The following is a 16,620-nucleotide window of genomic DNA, read 5'->3' as shown; positions in this document are numbered from 1 at the left end:
GTTCTTCATTTGGCGTCCTGCAGCCATTGCCAGATGCGCTGTGGCGTGAAGGGCATGTCGACGCGGGCCACGCCCGCAGGGGCAAGCGCATCGCGGACGGCGTTGGAAATGGCCCCCAGCGCGCCGACGGTTCCCGCCTCGCCGCAGCCCTTCATGCCGAAGGGGTTGAGGATGGAGGGCACGGGTTCCGAGGTGAAGGAGATGAAGGGCAGGTCATCCGCGCGGGGCATGGCGTAATCCATGAAGCTGGCGGTCAGGAGTTGGCCGTTCTCGTCATGGATCGCATCCTCCATCACGGCCTGACCAAGGCCCTGCGCGATGCCACCATGGACCTGACCGATGGCGAGTTCGGGGGCGATGAGGGTGCCGAAATCATCGACGACCGTGTAACGGTCCACCCGGCAGGCGCCGGTTTCGGGGTCGATCTCCACCTCGGCCAGATGGGCGCCGTTGGGGAAGGAGCGGCCTTCGAGTTTGATCGTCGCGGAGCCGTCGCAAAGATCGGCGCGGCCCTTCCGGCGGGCCAGATCGGCGGCCTCGGCCAAGGTGAGGCGCAGGTTCGATCCGGGCGCGCCGAAGGTCTGGTCGCTGAAGCGCAGACCTTCGAGGCCAAGGTCCTGTGACAGGAAGGGAAGGAATTGGTCCACCATCCGATGCACCGTGGCGCGCGTTGCCGTTCCCTGCACGGTGACGGAGCGGGAACCGCCGGTCCCGCCACCCTTGGTGATCAGGTCGCTGTCGCCCTGCACCACACGGATCGCCTCGACCGGGATGCCCGTCATGTCGGAGAGCATGCGGGCATAGACTGTTTCATGCCCCTGCCCGTTCGATTGCGTGCCGACATAGAGGGTTGCGCCACCGCCTTCGTCCAGCGTGATGCGGGCGGTTTCGACATCGTCGCCAAGGATGGATTCGATATAGGTGGCAAGCCCGAGACCGCGCAGCAAACCTTTGTTTGCGCTTGATTTTCGGCGTTCTGGGAAGCCTGCGACATCGCCTTCCACCTCGGCCCGGGCGAGGACGCGGTGGAAATCGCCCACGTCGATGAATTGATCCGTCACGGTGCGATGGGGGAAGGTGGTGATGAAGTTTCGCCGCCGCAGGTCGAAGGGATCGGCGCCGAGTTGGCGCGCGGCCTCATCCATGACGCGTTCGATGGTGAGGATCGCCTCGGGCCGGCCCGCGCCGCGATAGGCATCGACAGGAGCGGTGTTGGTGAAGGTGCCGATGCTGTTCAGCCAAGCGTGGGGAATGTCGTAGAGGCCGGTCAGGACCTTGGAAAACAGTTCCGATTGAATGGGTTGGCCGTATTGCGAGTTGTAGGCGCCAAGGTTCGAGAGCACCGTGACGCGATAGCCGGTGATGCGGAGGGCAGCGTCGAAGCCCATCTCGGCGCGGGCGATGAGGTCGCGGCCTGCATTGTCTGTCAGCATGCCTTCGCCGCGTTCGGCCATCCAGCGGACGGGACGGCCCAGCAGGCGCGCGGCTTGGGCGAGGACGACATATTCAGGGTAGGTCATGGCCTTCATCCCGAAGCCGCCGCCGACATCGGGATTGGTGACGCGGACGGCATCCTCGGGCAGGCCGAGCATGCGGGCGAGTTCGCGTTTCTGCGTCCAGACCCCCTGCCCGTTCACGCAGAGATGCAGGCGGCCATCTTGGAATTCGGCCCAAGCGCCGCGCGGTTCCATCGGGTTCACGATGACGCGGTTGTGGATCACCTCCAGCGTGACGACATGGGCTGCGGTGGCGAGGGCGGCGGCGGTTTCCGCCTCGTGCCCGATGCCGAAGTCGAAGGCGCGGTTGGCCGGGGCCTCGGGGTGGATCTCGGGCCCGCCGGGGTGGAGCGAGAGGGTGACGGGGCGTTCGTCCATGTCGAGGGCAATCAGGTCGGCGGCATCGCGGGCGGCGTCGATGCTGTCGGCGACGATCAGGGCCATGGCCTCGCCCACGAAGCGCACGCGGCCATCGGCGAGGACGGGGCGCGGCGGGGCGGCGCCCCGGCTGCCGTCACGGTTGGCGACGCGGGAGAAGCGCATGCCGATATCGACGCCCGCCGCGCGCAGGTCCTGCGCGGTGAGGACGAGATGCACGCCGGGGGCGGTGCGGGCGGCGGAGACGTCCAGCAAGGTGATGTCGGCATGCGCGCGGTCAGAGCGGAGGAACCATGCGCGCAACGCATTTTTCGGCGCGATATCATCGACATAGCGGCCCTGTCCCGTGAGGAAGCGATGATCTTCGACGCGATGGGCGGGCTGCGACTGGCCGAATTTCATGGGCGGGGTCCTTCCTTGGTCAGCGCAGGAAGCTACGCCCCCGGCGGGGAATGTCCAGCCGGGGGCGCGAGGGTTAACCAAAGATTAAGGGCAGTCCGCCGTGGCGGTCAGACCTTGAGCGACAGGACCGTCGCCATGGCCAATTCGCCAAAGCCGTTGAAGCGGGTGTTGGTGACCGTGGAATAGGCCCCCATCCCCTGCACGATGACGTAATCCCCTTCGGCGATGTCGGAGGGCAGCGGCACCTCGCCCGGCAGACGGTCGACCGAGTCGCAGGTCGGGCCGAAGACGATACGCGGCAGGGGCGCGCCGGTGCGAAGCTGGCCTTCGGGCGACATGACCTGCACGCGGTCGATCACGCCGATCAGCGGGAGTTCGGTCAGGCTGCCATAGACGCCGTCATTCAGGAACACATGCGTGTCGTCGCGCAGCGCCTTGACCCGTGCGGCCAGCGTGAAGGCATCGCCGCAGAGGGCGCGGCCGGGTTCGCAGACCAGCATCGGGCGGGCAGAACCGAAAGCCTCGGTCGCGACGCGGTCGATCAGGGCGAAGGTCGCCTCGATCTGCGGGATGACGCCGGTCAGGCGGTGCGAGGGGAAGCCGCCGCCGACGTTCAGCCGGGCGATGGTGACGCCCGCATCGCGCGCGATGTCCGCAGCCGTGCGGATATAGGTTTCCCATGCCGCCGGGTCAGTGCATTGCGTGCCGGGGTGGAAGGTGATGGAGGGGATGAAGCCCGCATCGGCCACGGTCCGCAGGAGTTCGGTGGCAAGCTCGGCCGTCGCGCCGAATTTCGCGCCGAAATTGTAGGCCGCCCCTGCAACGGGCAGCTTGAAGCGGACGGAGATTTCGGTGTCGCGGGCCGGGACCAGTTCGATCAGCTTGGCCAGTTCCGATTTGGAATCAACCGAATAGGACTTCACGCCCTTTTCCACGGCATGCAGGATTTCGCTGCGGGCGCGGACGGGGTTGTTGTAGTGGATGGCCGCATCGGGGGCGAGGCGGCGGATCAGGTCGATCTCGAAGGCGGAGGCGCAGTCATAGCCGCGCACGCCGGCGGCGGCGAGGTTTTCGATCACCTCTTCGCCGGGGTTCGATTTGACCGCATAGGTGACCATGCCCGGAAAGCCGTCGATGAAACGGCGGGCGGCGGCCTGCAGCGCCGAGGGGCTGAAGAACAGCACCGGGTTTTCCGGCTGCTGGTTGCGGAGGAATTCGGTCGGATTGGTCCAGATCGTTTTGGACAGTCCCATCGGCGTGATCCTTTCTGCCAACAAGACGCAAGCCCTCCCCGTTTGCATGTTAGGGGCAGCGGCACCTGCGAGGTTTTTTCCAACCAGGCCAGGTGCGTATGAGCCGCCCTTTTCCTGCAAATGAGGATGCCGCATATGGGGTACAACTTCACCGGACAAAACTGTATAAATGGAGCGAAATGTCGTCATAATGACGAAAAGGGCGGGCAAATTGCATGGATGACCTGGATCGCAACATCATCGGGCTTTTGGGGGCGGATGCCCGTATGTCGGTGGCGACGCTGGCGCGGCGACTAAAGGTTGCGCGGTCGACCATACAGGCGCGGCTGGAGCGGTTGGAGACGACCGGCATCATAGCCGGATACACGTTGAAATTGGGTGAAGGCGCCCGTCAGGGGCGGCTGCGGGCCTCGGTCCTGTTGACGATCGAGCCGCGGGGGCAGGCGGGGATTCTGCAACGGCTGAAGGCGATTGCGGAGGTGGAGCGGGTGTTCACGACCTCGGGGCGGTTCGACCTCTTGTTGCAGATCACCTGCCCGAACACGCAGGTTCTGGATCAGGTTCTGGACCAGATCGGGACGATCACGGGGGTGAAGTCGTCGGAAAGCCTGATCCATCTGTCGACGCGGATCGACCGCGCCGTTTGAGAAAAATGACCGTACCGGAATCCGTGCCGGAAACTGTACCGCAAACTGTCAGCACGCAGCGAACGAGGCGTTAACGGACCGGGGGCGGGAAGGATTGTTCCAGCAGGCCCATCAGGACCTGATCGCGGGCGGCGGGCGGGAGGGCGGCCACGGCCTTGAGCCGACCATTCGACAGGAGGTCGGCAAGGCCATGCGCCATGGCCCATGCGGCGGCGGCGGCGACCTCGTCCCCACCCGCATCAGCGACCTGCCTGCGGAGGTGGTCATAGGCGGCGGTTGCCGCCGCGTCCAAGGTCGGGTCGGAGAAATCCGGCTGGTCCGAACCGAAGAGCAGGCGGAAGAGCGCGGGGCGCTGCATGGCGAAGTCGATATAGCCCAGACCCGCGGCAGTGAGTTGCGCGCGGGGGTCGGGGGCGGCCTGCGCCTCGCGCAGGCCCTGCGCCGCGAGGAAGCGGTGGAAGCCTTCCGCCGCCAGAGCGGTGAGAAGCCCGCGCGTATCGCCGAAGTGATGCGCGGGCGCGGCATGGCTGACCCCGGCGCGTCTGGCGACCTGACGGAGCGAGAAGGCCTCTACCCCGCGTTCGGTCAATTCCTCCTCGGCCGCGCGCAGGAGGGCGGAGCGGAGGTCGCCGTGGTGATAGCCGCGTCTGGTGTCGTCATCGGTCATGGCGGCAGGGATAGCGCGCAATCTTTACGGTGTAAAGTTTTCGCTTGACCCGTGGCGGCGATTCGGCGCACCAATCCTGACAGTGTAAAGATGAGGTGCCTTATGACGCCGGATACCCTGTTCCAGATTGCCAATCCGCTGGCCATGGCGGGGTGGGTGGCGCTGGCCCTTTCGCCGCTGGCGCCCCGGCCCGCGCTGATGCTGGCGGGGGGTGTGATCCCGCTGATGCTGTCGGTGGCCTATGCGGGGCTGGTGCTGGCCTTCTGGTCGGGGGCGGAGGGCGGGTTCGACACGCTGGCCAATGTGCAGCTTCTGTTCACCGATCCGGCCATCGCTCTGGCGGGGTGGGTGCATTACCTGGCCTTCGATCTGTTCGTGGGGGCATGGGCCACGCGGGTGGCCCGTGACGAGGGCATCCCGCATCTGTTCCTGCTGCCCTGCCTTGCGCTGACCTTCCTGTTCGGTCCGGCGGGTTTCCTTGCCTTCTCTGCCCTGCGTTTCACCCAATCCCGCCTGAGGGCGGCCCACCTGAAAGGCTGATCCCATGACCGCAATCGCCCCCCCTGCCCCTGCAACCCCCAACCGCCTGTGGACCGATGCCCCGGCCTTCATGGCGCTGGCCGTGCTGATTTCCCTGACGATGGTGCCGGTGCTGGCGGCGATGACACTGGACCCGCGCGAGTTCGGCGGGGAGGATATCTGGCTGAAACCGCTGAAGTTCCATATCGCGCTGGCGATCTATCTGGGGACGCTGGCCTTCTTCGCCCGCTGGATGACGGAGGCGCAGCGGCACGGGCGGGCATGGCGGTGGTTCGTCGCGGTGGTCTGTGCCTGCGTGCTGGGCGAGCTGCTCTGGATCGGCGGCGCGGCGGCGCTGGGGACGGGGTCGCATTTCAACCTGTCCTCGCCCGTGTGGAACGCGCTCTATTCGCTGATGGGGCTGGCCGCCGTGACGCTGACATCGGCGAGCCTCGTGATGGGCATCGCGATCTGGCGGAATGCGGCGACGGGGCTGCATCCTGCGGTGAAGTTGTCGGTGGTGCTTGGGCTGGTGCTGACCTTTTTGCTGACGGTGCTGACGGCGGGATACATGTCCTCGACGCCGGGGCATTTCGTGGGGGTTCCCGTCACGGGGGAGCGGCTGCCCGTGTTCGGCTGGTCGCGCGAGGTGGGGGACCTGCGCGTGGCGCATTTCCTTGCGACCCATGCGCTGCATGGGTTGCCGCTTTGGGGGTTGGTCGCGGCGCGGATGGGGGATGCTCGTGGGTCGCTGACGCTGGTCTGGGCGGGGGCGGCAGTCTATGCGGCGCTGGTGTTGGCGACATTCGCGCAAGCCATCGCGGGGCTGCCGCTGATCTGACCGCTTTCCCCAACAGGTGCTTTCCCTTGCCCCCTTGGCGCGCTAGAACCCCCGGCGACTGCAAGGGGTGCCGGAAATGCCGATGGAAAAGACCTTCAACGCCACCGAGGCCGAGGCGCGGATCTCCGCGAAATGGATCGAGAGCAAGGCCTTCCGCGCCGGGGCGAATGCGCGCCCGGGGGCGGAAAGCTTCTGCGTGATGATCCCCCCGCCGAACGTGACGGGGTCGCTGCATATGGGGCATGCCTTCAACAACACGTTGCAGGACATCCTGACGCGCTGGCACCGGATGAAGGGCCATGACACGCTGTGGCAGCCGGGGACGGACCATGCGGGCATCGCCACCCAGATGGTGACGGAGCGCGAGATGGCCGCGAAGGGCGAACCCTCGCGGCGCGAGATGGGGCGCGACGCCTTCACCCTGCGGGTCTGGGAGCAGAAGCGGAAGTCGCGCGGCACGATCATCGGGCAGTTGCAGCGGCTGGGCTGTTCCTGCGACTGGGACCGCGAGGCCTTCACCATGTCGGGCGCGCCGAATGCGCCAGCGGGGGAAGAAGGGAATTTCCACGACGCCGTGATCCGGGTCTTCGTGGACCTCTATAACAAGGGCTTCATCTATCGCGGCAAGCGGCTGGTGAACTGGGACCCGCATTTCGAGACGGCGATCTCTGACCTCGAGGTCGAGAATATCGAGGTCGACGGGCATATGTGGCATTTCAAATACCCGCTCGCGGGCGGGGCCACCTATCGCTATGTCGAGAAGGATGCGGAGGGGAACGTGGTGGTGGACGAGGTCCGCGACTACATCTCCATCGCCACGACGCGGCCCGAGACGATGCTGGGCGACGGCGCAGTGGCGGTGCATCCGTCGGATGAGCGCTATGCGGCCATCGTCGGGAAACTCTGCGAGATTCCGGTGGGGCCGAAGGAGCATCGGCGTCTGATCCCGATCATCGCGGATGAATATCCGGATCCGACCTTCGGGTCGGGCGCGGTGAAGATCACCGGGGCGCATGACTTCAACGACTATGGCGTGGCGAAGCGGGGGGGGATTCCCTGTTATCGCCTGATGGATACGCGGGCGCGGTTGCGGGATGATGGGGTGGCCTATGCCGAGGCTGCGGCGATTGCTCAGGCCGTGGCGCGGGGGGAGCGGGTGCTCTCCGAGGCGGAGGCGGATGCGCTGAACCTCGTCCCCGATCACCTGCGGGGGCTGGACCGGTTCGAGGCGCGGAAGCGCGTGGTCGAGGAGATCACCGCGGAAGGTCTGGCCGTGATGACGCGGGCGGATGATGCGCGGTTGGGCAAGGCGGCGGTGAAGGGTGGCGGGGTGAACCCCGCCCTACAGGACGGCGCGGACGAGGTGGCGATGGTGCCGCTGGTCGAGGCCAAGAAAATCATGCAGCCCTTCGGCGATCGTTCGAAAGTGGTAATCGAACCCATGCTGACGGACCAATGGTTCGTCGATACGGTTCGAATCGTGCAACCCGCGCTGGACGCCGTGCGGGGCGGGACGGTCAAGATCATCCCGGAAAGCGGGGAGCGGACCTATTACCACTGGCTGGACAATATCGAGCCGTGGTGCATCTCGCGCCAGTTGTGGTGGGGGCATCAGATCCCGGTTTGGTATGATGCCGATGGCAACCACTACTGCGCCGCGACCGAGACCGAGGCGCAGGCGATGGCACCGGGGAAGGCACTGACCCGTGACCCCGATGTGCTGGATACATGGTTCTCCTCCGGCCTCTGGCCCATCGGCACCCTCGGCTGGCCCGAGGAAACCGACGCGCTGAAGCGGTTCTTCCCGACCTCCGTCCTCATCACCGGGCAGGACATCCTGTTCTTCTGGGTCGCCCGGATGATGATGATGCAGTTGGCTGTGGTGGGTGAGGTGCCGTTCAAGACGGTCTATCTGCATGGGCTGGTGCGGGATGCCAAGGGCAAGAAGATGTCGAAGTCCTTGGGCAACGTCATCGACCCGCTGGAGATCATCGACGAATACGGCGCGGATGCGCTGCGCTTCACCAATGCGGCGATGGCGTCGCTTGGGGGCGTGCTGAAACTCGATACCCAGCGGATCGCGGGGTATCGGAACTTCGGCACGAAGCTGTGGAATGCCTGCCGCTTTGCCGAGATGAACGGGGTCTGGGAGGGGCATGCGACGCAAGCCGCCGCCCCCGCAGCCACCGCCACGGCAAACCGCTGGATCATCGGCGAGACGGTGCGGACACTGGCCGAGGTGGATGCGGCGCTGGCCGAGTATCGCTTCGATCAGGCGGCGGATGCGCTGTATCGTTTCGTCTGGGGCAAGGTCTGCGACTGGTATGTGGAATTCGCCAAGCCCCTCTTCGATGGCGATGCGGCGGACGAGACGCGCAAGGTCATGGCATGGGTGCTGGACCAGTGCATGATCCTCTTGCATCCGATGATGCCCTTCATCACCGAGGAACTTTGGGCCACGACCGGAACGCGCGCGAAGATGCTGGTGCATACGGATTGGCCGGAGGCTGACCTTTCGCTGGCGGATGCGGCGGCGGATCGGGAGATGGGCTGGGTGACCGGGTTGATCGACGAGATCCGGTCGGCCCGCGCGCAGATGCATGTGCCGGTGGGGTTGAAGATCGACCTTGTGGCAACCTCTCTGGACGACGCGGCGCGGCAGGCTTGGGCGCGCAACGAGGTGCTGATCAAGCGGCTGGCGCGGGTGGAAAGTCTGAGCGAGGCGGCGACGGCGCCGAAGGGCTCTGTCTCCATCGCGTTGGAAGGTGCTGCCTTCGCGATGCCGCTGGAAGGGATCATCGACATCGCAGAAGAGAAGGCGCGTCTCTCCAAGGCTCTGGATAAGCTGGGCAAGGAAATCGGGGGGCTGAAGGGCCGTCTGGGCAATCCGGCCTTCGTAGCCAGCGCCCCGGAAGAAGTGGTGGATGAGGCCCGCGCCAATCTGGAAGCCCGCGAAGATGAGGCGGCGAAGCTGGACGCGGCCCTGAAACGGCTTGCGGAAATCGGCTGATTTCATCCGTTCACAAATATCCCGAGGGGGTGAGCCGCCCTCCGGGCGGCGAGGGGGGCGAGCAGCCCCCCTTTTCTTTTGCGACATCAGGCGCGACACTCTCCCCAAAGGAGTGCCGCCCATGTCTTGGCTTTCCCGCCTTGCCGAACGCCAGATGCAGAAGGCCCGCCTGAAGGGAGAGCTTCAGGGGCTTGAGGGGGAAGGAAAACCTTTGCCCGACCGTCCGGGCGATGCCTTCATCAGCCCCGGCGATGCGGTGGGGTTCCGGATCATGGCCGAGGCCGGGGTGTTGCCCGAGGAGATCGTCCTGAAGAAGGAGGCCGCGCGCCTGCGCGAGGTGCTGGCGGTGACCGAGGGCGAGGAGGCGCGCAAGGCGGTGATGGCGGAGCTTGCGCGGGTGGAGATGCGGCAGGCCATGGCCGAAGAAGCGCGGCGGCGCTTCCTGCGGGAGTGAGGGGGCGAAGAATTTTCGTCCGAAGATTCTTCGGGGGCGATCCTTCTGCGAAGGATCGGGAGGGACGAATTTTCGGATGAAAATTCGTCGCTTGCGCTTTTCCGCGCGGCGCGCTTCCTTGGCGGGCATGATCGGACCTCGCCTCACCCCGCTTGCCGCCACGCTCCCCGATACCGTGCCCTTCGTCGGGCCCGAAACGCAGGAACGTGGCCTTGGCCGCCCCTTCCGCGCCCGGTTGGGCGCGAATGAAAGCCGCTTCGGCCCCTCGCCCCGCGCCATCGCCGCGATGGCAGCGGCGGCGGGGGAAGCGTGGATGTATGGCGACCCGGAGATGCACGATCTGCGCGGCGCCATCGCCGCCCATCATGGCGTGACGCCCGCCCATGTGATGGTTGGCGAAGGGATCGACGGGCTCTTGGGCGTTCTGGTCCGGCTGATCGCGGGGCCGGGGGATGCGGTCGTCACCTCGCTGGGGGCCTATCCGACCTTCAACTTCCATGTCGCGGGGTTCGGTGCCGATCTGCACCGCGTTCCCTATCGCGACGACCGGGAGGACCCGGAGGCCTTGCTGGCCAAGGCGCGGGAGGTGGGGGCGAAGCTGGTCTATTTCGCCAATCCCGACAATCCGATGGGGTCATGGCACGGGGCAGCGGCGGTGGAGGCCATGGTGGCGGGGCTGCCGGAAGGCTGCCTTCTGGTGCTGGACGAGGCCTATGTCGACCTCGCCCCGGCGGATGTGGTTCCCGTGATCGCGCCGGACGATCCGCGCGTGATCCGGATGCGGACCTTTTCCAAAGGCTATGGGCTGGCGGGGCTGCGGGTGGGCTATGCGCTGGCCGCGCCCGGGTTGATCCGGGCCTTCGACAAGGTGCGCAACCATTTCGGGATGGGGCGCGTGGCGCAGGCGGGGGCGATGGCCGCGCTGGCGGATCAGGATCACCTGCGCGCCGTGCGGGCGCAGGTTGCCGCGGCGCGGGAGCGGATTGCGGGGATCGCAGCGGCGAACGGGTTGCGCGCCCTGCCATCGGCCACGAATTTCGTGGCGGTGGATTGCGGGCGGGATGGGGATTTCGCCCGTGCGGTGCTGCGGGGCTGCATCGAACGGGGGCTGTTCATCCGCATGCCGGGGGTGGCGCCGCTGGATCGCTGCATCAGGATCAGCGTGGGGACGCCTGCCGATCTGGACGTGCTGGAGGAGGTCCTGCCCCAAGCGCTGCGCGCGGCGCGGCCTTAGGTCATTCCGCCTTGCCGATGGCCGGGGCCGGGCCGGGGGGTGGCTCCACCGCCGGGCCGAGGCGCGGGGTCGGGGCTGCGGTCGTGGGTTCGTGAAGGGTGGCGGCAAGGGCCACGCTGGCGGGCAGCGTGCGGCGGAAGACGAGCATCGTCTGTTCCACAGTGCGGGTCTTGGTGAAGCCCGCGCGCTCCTCGCAGGGGAGGGTTTCGGCGCGCTGGTATTCCCAGCCGTCGCGGCCCAGATCGTTCATCAGGGTGGAGAGGGTCAGGGCGAAGCGGTCTTCGGTCGTCTTCGCCTCGCGCGATTTGGTGCCGCGGCGGGGGGCGGGGACGACCTTGTATTCGTAACGCTGCATCGCGGGCTCCGGTAAGATTGGCGGGAAGGTAGGGTCAGGCGGGGGCACCGCGCAAGGCGCAGGCCGGGCGGAGCGGGCTTTCCCGCCGACCGCCCTGCCCCGTCAGAGGCCCAGCTTCTGCGCCACCATCTGATTGACGACCGCCGGATTGGCCTTGCCACCCGTGGCCTTCAGCACCTGCCCGGTGAACCAGCCTGCGAGTTTCGCGTTGACCTTGGCCTTTTCCACCTGTTCGGGATTGGCGGCGATCAGGGCGTCCAGCGCGCGTTCGATCTCGCCCGTATCCGTCACCTGCTTCATCCCGCGTGCGGCCGCCACTTCGGCGGGGTTGCCGCCTTCGGTCCAGAGGATTTCGAAGAGGTCCTTGGCCATCTTGGTGGTGATCTCGCCCGACGCGATCAGATCGAGGACGCCGCCGATCTGCGCCGCGGAAAGCGGGCTGTCGGTGACGCCCTTGCCTTCCTTGTTCAGGCGGCCGAAGAGTTCGTTGATGATCCAGTTCGCGGCCTGCTTGCCGTCGCGGCCCTTGGCCACTTCCTCGAAGAAGGCGGCGTTGTCGAGTTCGGCGGTCAGCACGTTGGCGTCATAGTCGGTCAGGCCGAAATCGGCCATGAAGCGGGCCTTCTTGGCGTCCGGCAGTTCCGGCATGGAGGCCGCGATGTCATCGACCCAAGCCTGTTCGATCTCCAGCGGGAGGAGGTCCGGGCAGGGGAAATAGCGGTAGTCGTGGGCTTCTTCCTTCGATCGCATCGACCGCGTCTCGCCCTTGTCGGGGTCGTAGAGGCGGGTTTCCTGATCCACCTTGCCGCCGTCTTCGAGGATGGCGATCTGGCGTCGCGCCTCGTATTCGATGGCGGCTTGGATGAAGCGCAGCGAGTTCATGTTCTTGATCTCGCAGCGCGTGCCGAGATGCGAGAAGTCTTGGCTTGCCTGATAGCGTTCGTAATCGCCCGGACGGCAGACCGAGACGTTGACGTCGGCGCGCAGATTGCCGTTCTGCATGTTGCCATCGCAGGTGCCCAAGTAGCGCAGGATCTGGCGGAGTTTGGCGACATAGGCCGCCGCTTCCTCGGGACCGCGGATGTCGGGGCGGCTGACGATTTCCATCAGCGCGACGCCGGTGCGGTTGAAGTCGACAAAGGACATGTTGGGATCCATGTCGTGGATCGACTTGCCCGCGTCCTGTTCGAGGTGGATGCGTTCGATGCGCACGCGGCGGGCGACGCCGGGGGCCATTTCCACGATAACCTCGCCCTCGCCCACGATGGGGTGGTAGAGTTGGCTGATCTGATAGCCCTGCGGCAGGTCGGGGTAGAAGTAGTTCTTGCGGTCGAAGGCCGAGCGCAGGTTGATCTGCGCCTTGAGGCCAAGGCCCGACCGCACCGCCTGTTCAACGCAGAACTCGTTGATGACGGGCAGCATGCCGGGCATGGCGGCATCGACGAAGGCCACGTTGGAATTGGGCTCGGCCCCCACGGCGGTGGAGGCCCCCGAAAACAGTTTCGCATTGGAGGCGACCTGCGCATGTATTTCCATGCCGATCACGAGTTCCCAATCGCCGGTCGCGCCGGCGATGACCTTGGGTTTCGGGGCCTCGTAGCGGAAGTCGAGCATCGCGGTCCGTCCTTCATGCGGTTTGCCCGACTGTCTAGGGCGTCAGGGCGGCGGCATCAAGTCGGCTTGCGGAGCGGTCTACGCGTGACGGTCCTCTTTTGGCCGATATGCAGACGGTCGATCCCCGGAACGAGGGCGGCGATCAGGATGGCGGGAAGGAGGATGAGGAAAAGGAGGACGGTGCAGATGCGGATCAGAAGATCGGCCAAGGGCGACCTGGCAAAGAACTTGGACATGGGTTCACTCAGTAACGACAGGATCGGCGAAAGGTCTGGTGGGGGGCATCGGCGACCTTGGGCGGCGCCGTGGCCTCCGACTTCTTCGGATGATTGAGAAGGTCCGAGCGCTTTGTGGTGGCAGTGTGTTTGCTTTGCGGCGGAACCGCGTCGGAGCGTCGGAATGGCAGGATTTCGCCGATCGCCTGTGGAAACAATCCGTTTCCGTGGACAGGGGCGGCTGTGGCTGATCAAAGGCCGGGGTCGCGCATTGGGGGCGCGTCGCTGCCGAACGGATACCGATGAGACGTCTTTCCGCCCTTCTGTCGCTGCCGCTTGCCGCGGTCCTTTTGGGGGCCTGCGTGCCCGCAGGCCAGACCAGCCTGTCCACCAGCGGGCAGATGCCGCCGATGCAATGGGATGTGCGGCCCGAGGGCCGGGAATGGACACAGACGACGCTGGAAGCGCTGGAAGCGCATGACGAGATGCTGGCGGAGACGGTTCCCGCCGATGTCGCGGCATGGTGCCCCGGCTATGCCACGGCCTCCATCGAGGATCGCCGCGCCTTCTGGGCGGGGATGATGTCGGCGGTGGCGCGCTATGAATCGACGTGGAACCCGAAGGCTTCGGGCGGTGGCGGGCGTTATATCGGCGTGATGCAGATCTCGCCGCGTTCGGCCAGCTATCACCAATGCGAAGCCAATACGGTGGCCGAGTTGAAGGACGGGTCGGAGAACCTGGAATGCGCCACGCTCATGATGGCGAAGGCCGTGGCCAATGACGGGCTGGTGGCCGGTGGCGGCAATCGCGGCATCGGGCGGGACTGGATGCCGCTGCGCGATGCGAGCAAGCGGGCGGCCATGGCGGAATGGACGCGGGCGCAGCCCTACTGCCAAGGTTGAGGCGGGTGGCGGGGTGAACCCCGCCCTACATTCGTGCGGTTTGGCGGGGTGAACCCCGCCCTACTCGCCGCGCATGCGGTTCACCATCTCGGCCAGATCGCGGCTCAGGCCCGGTGTCTCGGCGATGCGGAAGAGTTCGGCCAATACCATCTCCCAGCGGGATCCATCGTAGCGGGGCCACGTCTCGAAGGCGGTGGACATTCGGGCGGCCGTTTGGGGATTGATGGGGTCGAGTTTCAATAGCCAGTCGGCAACCAGCCGGTAGCCCGCGCCGGAGGCGTGGTGGAAGCCTGCATGATTGGCCGAAAGCGCGCCGATCACCGCGCGGAAGCGGTTGGGGTTCTTCCAGTCGAAGGCAGGGTGGCGGGTGAGCGCCTCGGTCACCTCGGCGGCGCGGTCAGGATGGGCATGGGCGATCTGCAGGGCGAACCACTTGTCCATGACGTTGCGGTCCTTGGACCAGCGGGATTCGAAGAGGCGGAGTTCCTCTTGCCCCTGCCCTGCCTCCAGCAGCGCGACGAGGGCGCCCACCTCTTCGGTCATGTTGTCGGCGGCGCGATAGGCGGCGGTGGCGGCCTTGCCGCCGTCGATCCGCGTCAGAAGGTTGAGCGCCGCGATACGCAGGGCGCGGCGGCCTGCGGCGCGGGCGTCGGGGGTGAAGGGGCCGGGTTCGGCCAAGGCGTCGATCAGCGCGGGCAGTCGGGGGGCAAGGCGGCGGGCCAAGGCATCGGCCATGCGGCGGCGTTCGGTCCAGATGCGGGCGGGATCGGGGGTGATGCCTGCGGCATGGAGGGTGGCGGCCATGTCATCCTCGCCCGGCAGGCGCAGGGCAAGGGCGCGGAAGGCGGGGTCGAGCGTTTCGTCGAAGGTGACGCGGGCGATGGCATCGAGCCAGTCGGGGCCGGGGGATGCGCCATCGGTGACCATGCGGGCGAGCAGGTCCTTGGCCAACGCGCGCCCGGCCTCCCATTTGTTGAAGGGGTCGGTGTCGTGGGCAAGGAGGAAGGCGCGTTCCTCGGGGCTGACCTCGCGCTCCAGCACCACGGGGGCGGAGAAGCCGCGCAGGATCGACGGGACGGGGCGGGTGGCGGCGGGGAAGCGGAAGGATTGCTTGGCTTCGGTCAGTTCGAGGACGGTCGTCGGCAGCACCTCGTCGCCGTTTGGGTTGAGGAGGCCCAGCGCGATGGGGATAACCTTCGCGCCCTTGTCCGGCTGGCCGGGGGTTGGCGGGTTCTCCTGTTCGAAGGTCAGGGTATAGGTCGCGCCGTCCCATTCCTCCCATACCTTGACGCGGGGGGTTCCGGCTTCGGTATACCAGCGCTTGAACTGCGTGAGGTCGCGCCCCGTCGCATCCTGAAACACCGTCAGCCAATCCTCGATCGTGGCGGCGTCCCCGTCATGGCGCGTGAAATAGAGGTCCAGCGCCTTGGCATAGCCGTCATCACCCACGAGGCGCTTGAGCATGCCGATCACCTCGGCGCCCTTTTCGTAGATGGTGGCGGTGTAGAAATTGTTGATCTCTACATAGCTGTCGGGGCGGACGGGATGGGCGAGCGGGCCGCCATCCTCGCGGAATTGCCGCGCGCGGAGCATCAGCACATCCTCGATCCGCTTGACCGCGTGAGAGCGCATGTCGCCGCTGAATTGCTGGTCGCGGAAGACGGTCAACCCTTCCTTGAGGCAAAGCTGGAACCAGTCGCGACAGGTGATGCGGTTGCCGGTCCAGTTGTGGAAATATTCGTGGGCGATGATCGCCTCGATCCGCGCGAAGTCGTCATCGGTCGCGGTTTCGGGGCTGGCGAGGACGAATTTGGAGTTGAAGATGTTCAGCCCCTTGTTCTCCATCGCGCCCATGTTGAAATCGTCCACGGCCACGATGTTGAAGACGTCGAGGTCGTATTCGCGGCCATAGGCGGTTTCGTCCCAGCGCATGGAGCGGATCAGGCTGTCCATCGCATAGGCGCAGCGGTCCTGATCGCCGGGGCGGACCCAGATGTTCAGGGCGACGGGGCGGCCGGAAGCAGTGGTGAAGGCGGCGCTGTGGGCCACCAGATCGCCCGCGACGAGGGCGAAGAGGTAGGCGGGTTTGGGCCATGGGTCCACCCATTCGGCCCAGCCCGCCCCCTGCCCCGCCGGGTTGCCGTTGGACAGGAGGACCGGCAGGTCGCTTTCGATCCGCACGCGGAAGGGGGCCATGACGTCGGGGCGGTCGGGGTAGAAGGTGATCTTGCGGAACCCCTCGGCCTCGCACTGGGTGCAATACATGCCGCGCGACATGTAGAGCCCTTCGAGGGCGGTGTTGCCTTCGGGGTCGATCTCCACCTCTGACTCGAGCGTGAAGGGCGCGGCGGGAAGCAGGGCGGCGGGGATGGTGAGGCCCGTATCGTCGGGGGTGACGTCCAGCGGATGACCGTTCAGGCGGAGCGAGAGAAGGCGGAGGTTCTCGCCATCCAGCCGCAGGTCGTTGCTGCCGGGGCGGGAGGGATTTGGCGAAAGGCGCAGGGTGGCCTGCACGCGGGTCGCGCGGGGAGAAAGGCGGAAGGTCAGCGCCACATCCTCCACCCGGTGGGTGAAGGGCTGGTAATCGGCAAGGTGGATGGCGCGGGGCTGGGTGGTCATGGCTGCTCTCCTTT

General features: G+C 66.4%; 14 protein-coding genes. 7 read left to right on the top strand and 7 right to left on the bottom strand.

Going from position 1 to position 16,620, the window contains the following annotated elements; all coding sequences use genetic code 11:
• Positions 1–5 precede the first annotated feature (5 nt).
• Positions 6–2,276, bottom strand: coding sequence for a xanthine dehydrogenase family protein molybdopterin-binding subunit (locus tag TabM4_RS07155; protein ID WP_434620471.1), 2,271 nt, complete (start codon positions 2,274–2,276; stop codon positions 6–8).
• A 107-nt stretch (positions 2,277–2,383) separates the two neighbouring features.
• Positions 2,384–3,529, bottom strand: a complete 1,146-nt coding sequence (locus TabM4_RS07150) for a type III PLP-dependent enzyme (RefSeq protein ID WP_434620468.1) — start codon at positions 3,527–3,529, stop codon at positions 2,384–2,386.
• 215 nt (positions 3,530–3,744) lie between these two features.
• Here TabM4_RS07150 and TabM4_RS07145 point away from each other — a divergent pair, with 215 nt between their 5' ends.
• Positions 3,745–4,176, top strand: coding sequence for an Lrp/AsnC family transcriptional regulator (locus tag TabM4_RS07145; protein WP_434620465.1), 432 nt, complete (start codon positions 3,745–3,747; stop codon positions 4,174–4,176).
• A 70-nt stretch (positions 4,177–4,246) separates the two neighbouring features.
• On the opposite strand, the gene TabM4_RS07140 is transcribed toward TabM4_RS07145, so the two are convergent.
• Complete coding sequence (locus tag TabM4_RS07140; RefSeq protein WP_434620462.1) at positions 4,247–4,843, bottom strand: TetR/AcrR family transcriptional regulator; 597 nt, start codon at positions 4,841–4,843, stop codon at positions 4,247–4,249.
• 102 nt (positions 4,844–4,945) lie between these two features.
• On the opposite strand from TabM4_RS07140, the gene TabM4_RS07135 reads away from it, so the two are divergent.
• The 5 genes from TabM4_RS07135 (at position 4,946) to TabM4_RS07115 (ending at position 10,901) form a co-directional block, all read left to right on the top strand.
• Positions 4,946–5,383: an ABA4-like family protein gene (locus tag TabM4_RS07135; protein WP_434620459.1), complete on the top strand. Its 438-nt coding sequence runs from the start codon at positions 4,946–4,948 to the stop codon at positions 5,381–5,383.
• 4 nt (positions 5,384–5,387) lie between these two features.
• Positions 5,388–6,203 (top strand): hypothetical protein, encoded by an 816-nt coding sequence (locus TabM4_RS07130; protein ID WP_434620456.1) that lies wholly within the window; start codon positions 5,388–5,390, stop codon positions 6,201–6,203.
• Positions 6,204–6,279: 76 nt separating this feature from the next.
• On the top strand, positions 6,280–9,213 hold the full coding sequence (locus TabM4_RS07125; protein WP_434620453.1) for a valine--tRNA ligase: 2,934 nt from the start codon (positions 6,280–6,282) through the stop codon (positions 9,211–9,213).
• Between the two features lie 121 nt (positions 9,214–9,334).
• Positions 9,335–9,667: a DUF1992 domain-containing protein gene (locus tag TabM4_RS07120; RefSeq protein WP_434620450.1), complete on the top strand. Its 333-nt coding sequence runs from the start codon at positions 9,335–9,337 to the stop codon at positions 9,665–9,667.
• Positions 9,668–9,794: 127 nt separating this feature from the next.
• Positions 9,795–10,901 (top strand): pyridoxal phosphate-dependent aminotransferase, encoded by a 1,107-nt coding sequence (locus TabM4_RS07115; RefSeq protein ID WP_434620447.1) that lies wholly within the window; start codon positions 9,795–9,797, stop codon positions 10,899–10,901.
• A 1-nt stretch (position 10,902) separates the two neighbouring features.
• Here the strand turns inward: TabM4_RS07115 and TabM4_RS07110 are convergent, their stop codons facing one another.
• From TabM4_RS07110 to TabM4_RS07100, 3 genes are all read right to left on the bottom strand, one after another.
• Entirely contained in the window at positions 10,903–11,256 is a 354-nt protein-coding gene (locus tag TabM4_RS07110) for a DUF4177 domain-containing protein (RefSeq protein ID WP_434620444.1), read from the bottom strand.
• A 102-nt stretch (positions 11,257–11,358) separates the two neighbouring features.
• Positions 11,359–12,870 carry an Asp-tRNA(Asn)/Glu-tRNA(Gln) amidotransferase subunit GatB gene (gene gatB, locus TabM4_RS07105; RefSeq protein WP_434620441.1) on the bottom strand — a complete coding sequence of 504 codons (1,512 nt, stop codon included), beginning with the start codon at positions 12,868–12,870 and terminating at the stop codon, positions 11,359–11,361.
• Between the two features lie 56 nt (positions 12,871–12,926).
• Entirely contained in the window at positions 12,927–13,106 is a 180-nt protein-coding gene (locus TabM4_RS07100; protein WP_434620438.1) for a hypothetical protein, read from the bottom strand.
• A gap of 281 nt (positions 13,107–13,387) precedes the next feature.
• Here TabM4_RS07100 and TabM4_RS07095 point away from each other — a divergent pair, with 281 nt between their 5' ends.
• Complete coding sequence (locus TabM4_RS07095) at positions 13,388–13,987, top strand: transglycosylase SLT domain-containing protein (RefSeq protein ID WP_434620435.1); 600 nt, start codon at positions 13,388–13,390, stop codon at positions 13,985–13,987.
• A 60-nt stretch (positions 13,988–14,047) separates the two neighbouring features.
• Here TabM4_RS07095 and pepN read toward each other — a convergent pair whose 3' ends face one another.
• Positions 14,048–16,606, bottom strand: a complete 2,559-nt coding sequence (gene pepN, locus TabM4_RS07090; RefSeq protein ID WP_434620432.1) for an aminopeptidase N — start codon at positions 16,604–16,606, stop codon at positions 14,048–14,050.
• Between the last annotated feature and the right edge of the window lie 14 nt (positions 16,607–16,620).

Origin of the sequence: Tabrizicola sp. M-4, assembly GCF_051132405.1 — a bacterium.
Taxonomy (GTDB): domain Bacteria; phylum Pseudomonadota; class Alphaproteobacteria; order Rhodobacterales; family Rhodobacteraceae; genus Paragemmobacter.
This window is presented reverse-complemented; position numbering and strand designations above follow the sequence as displayed.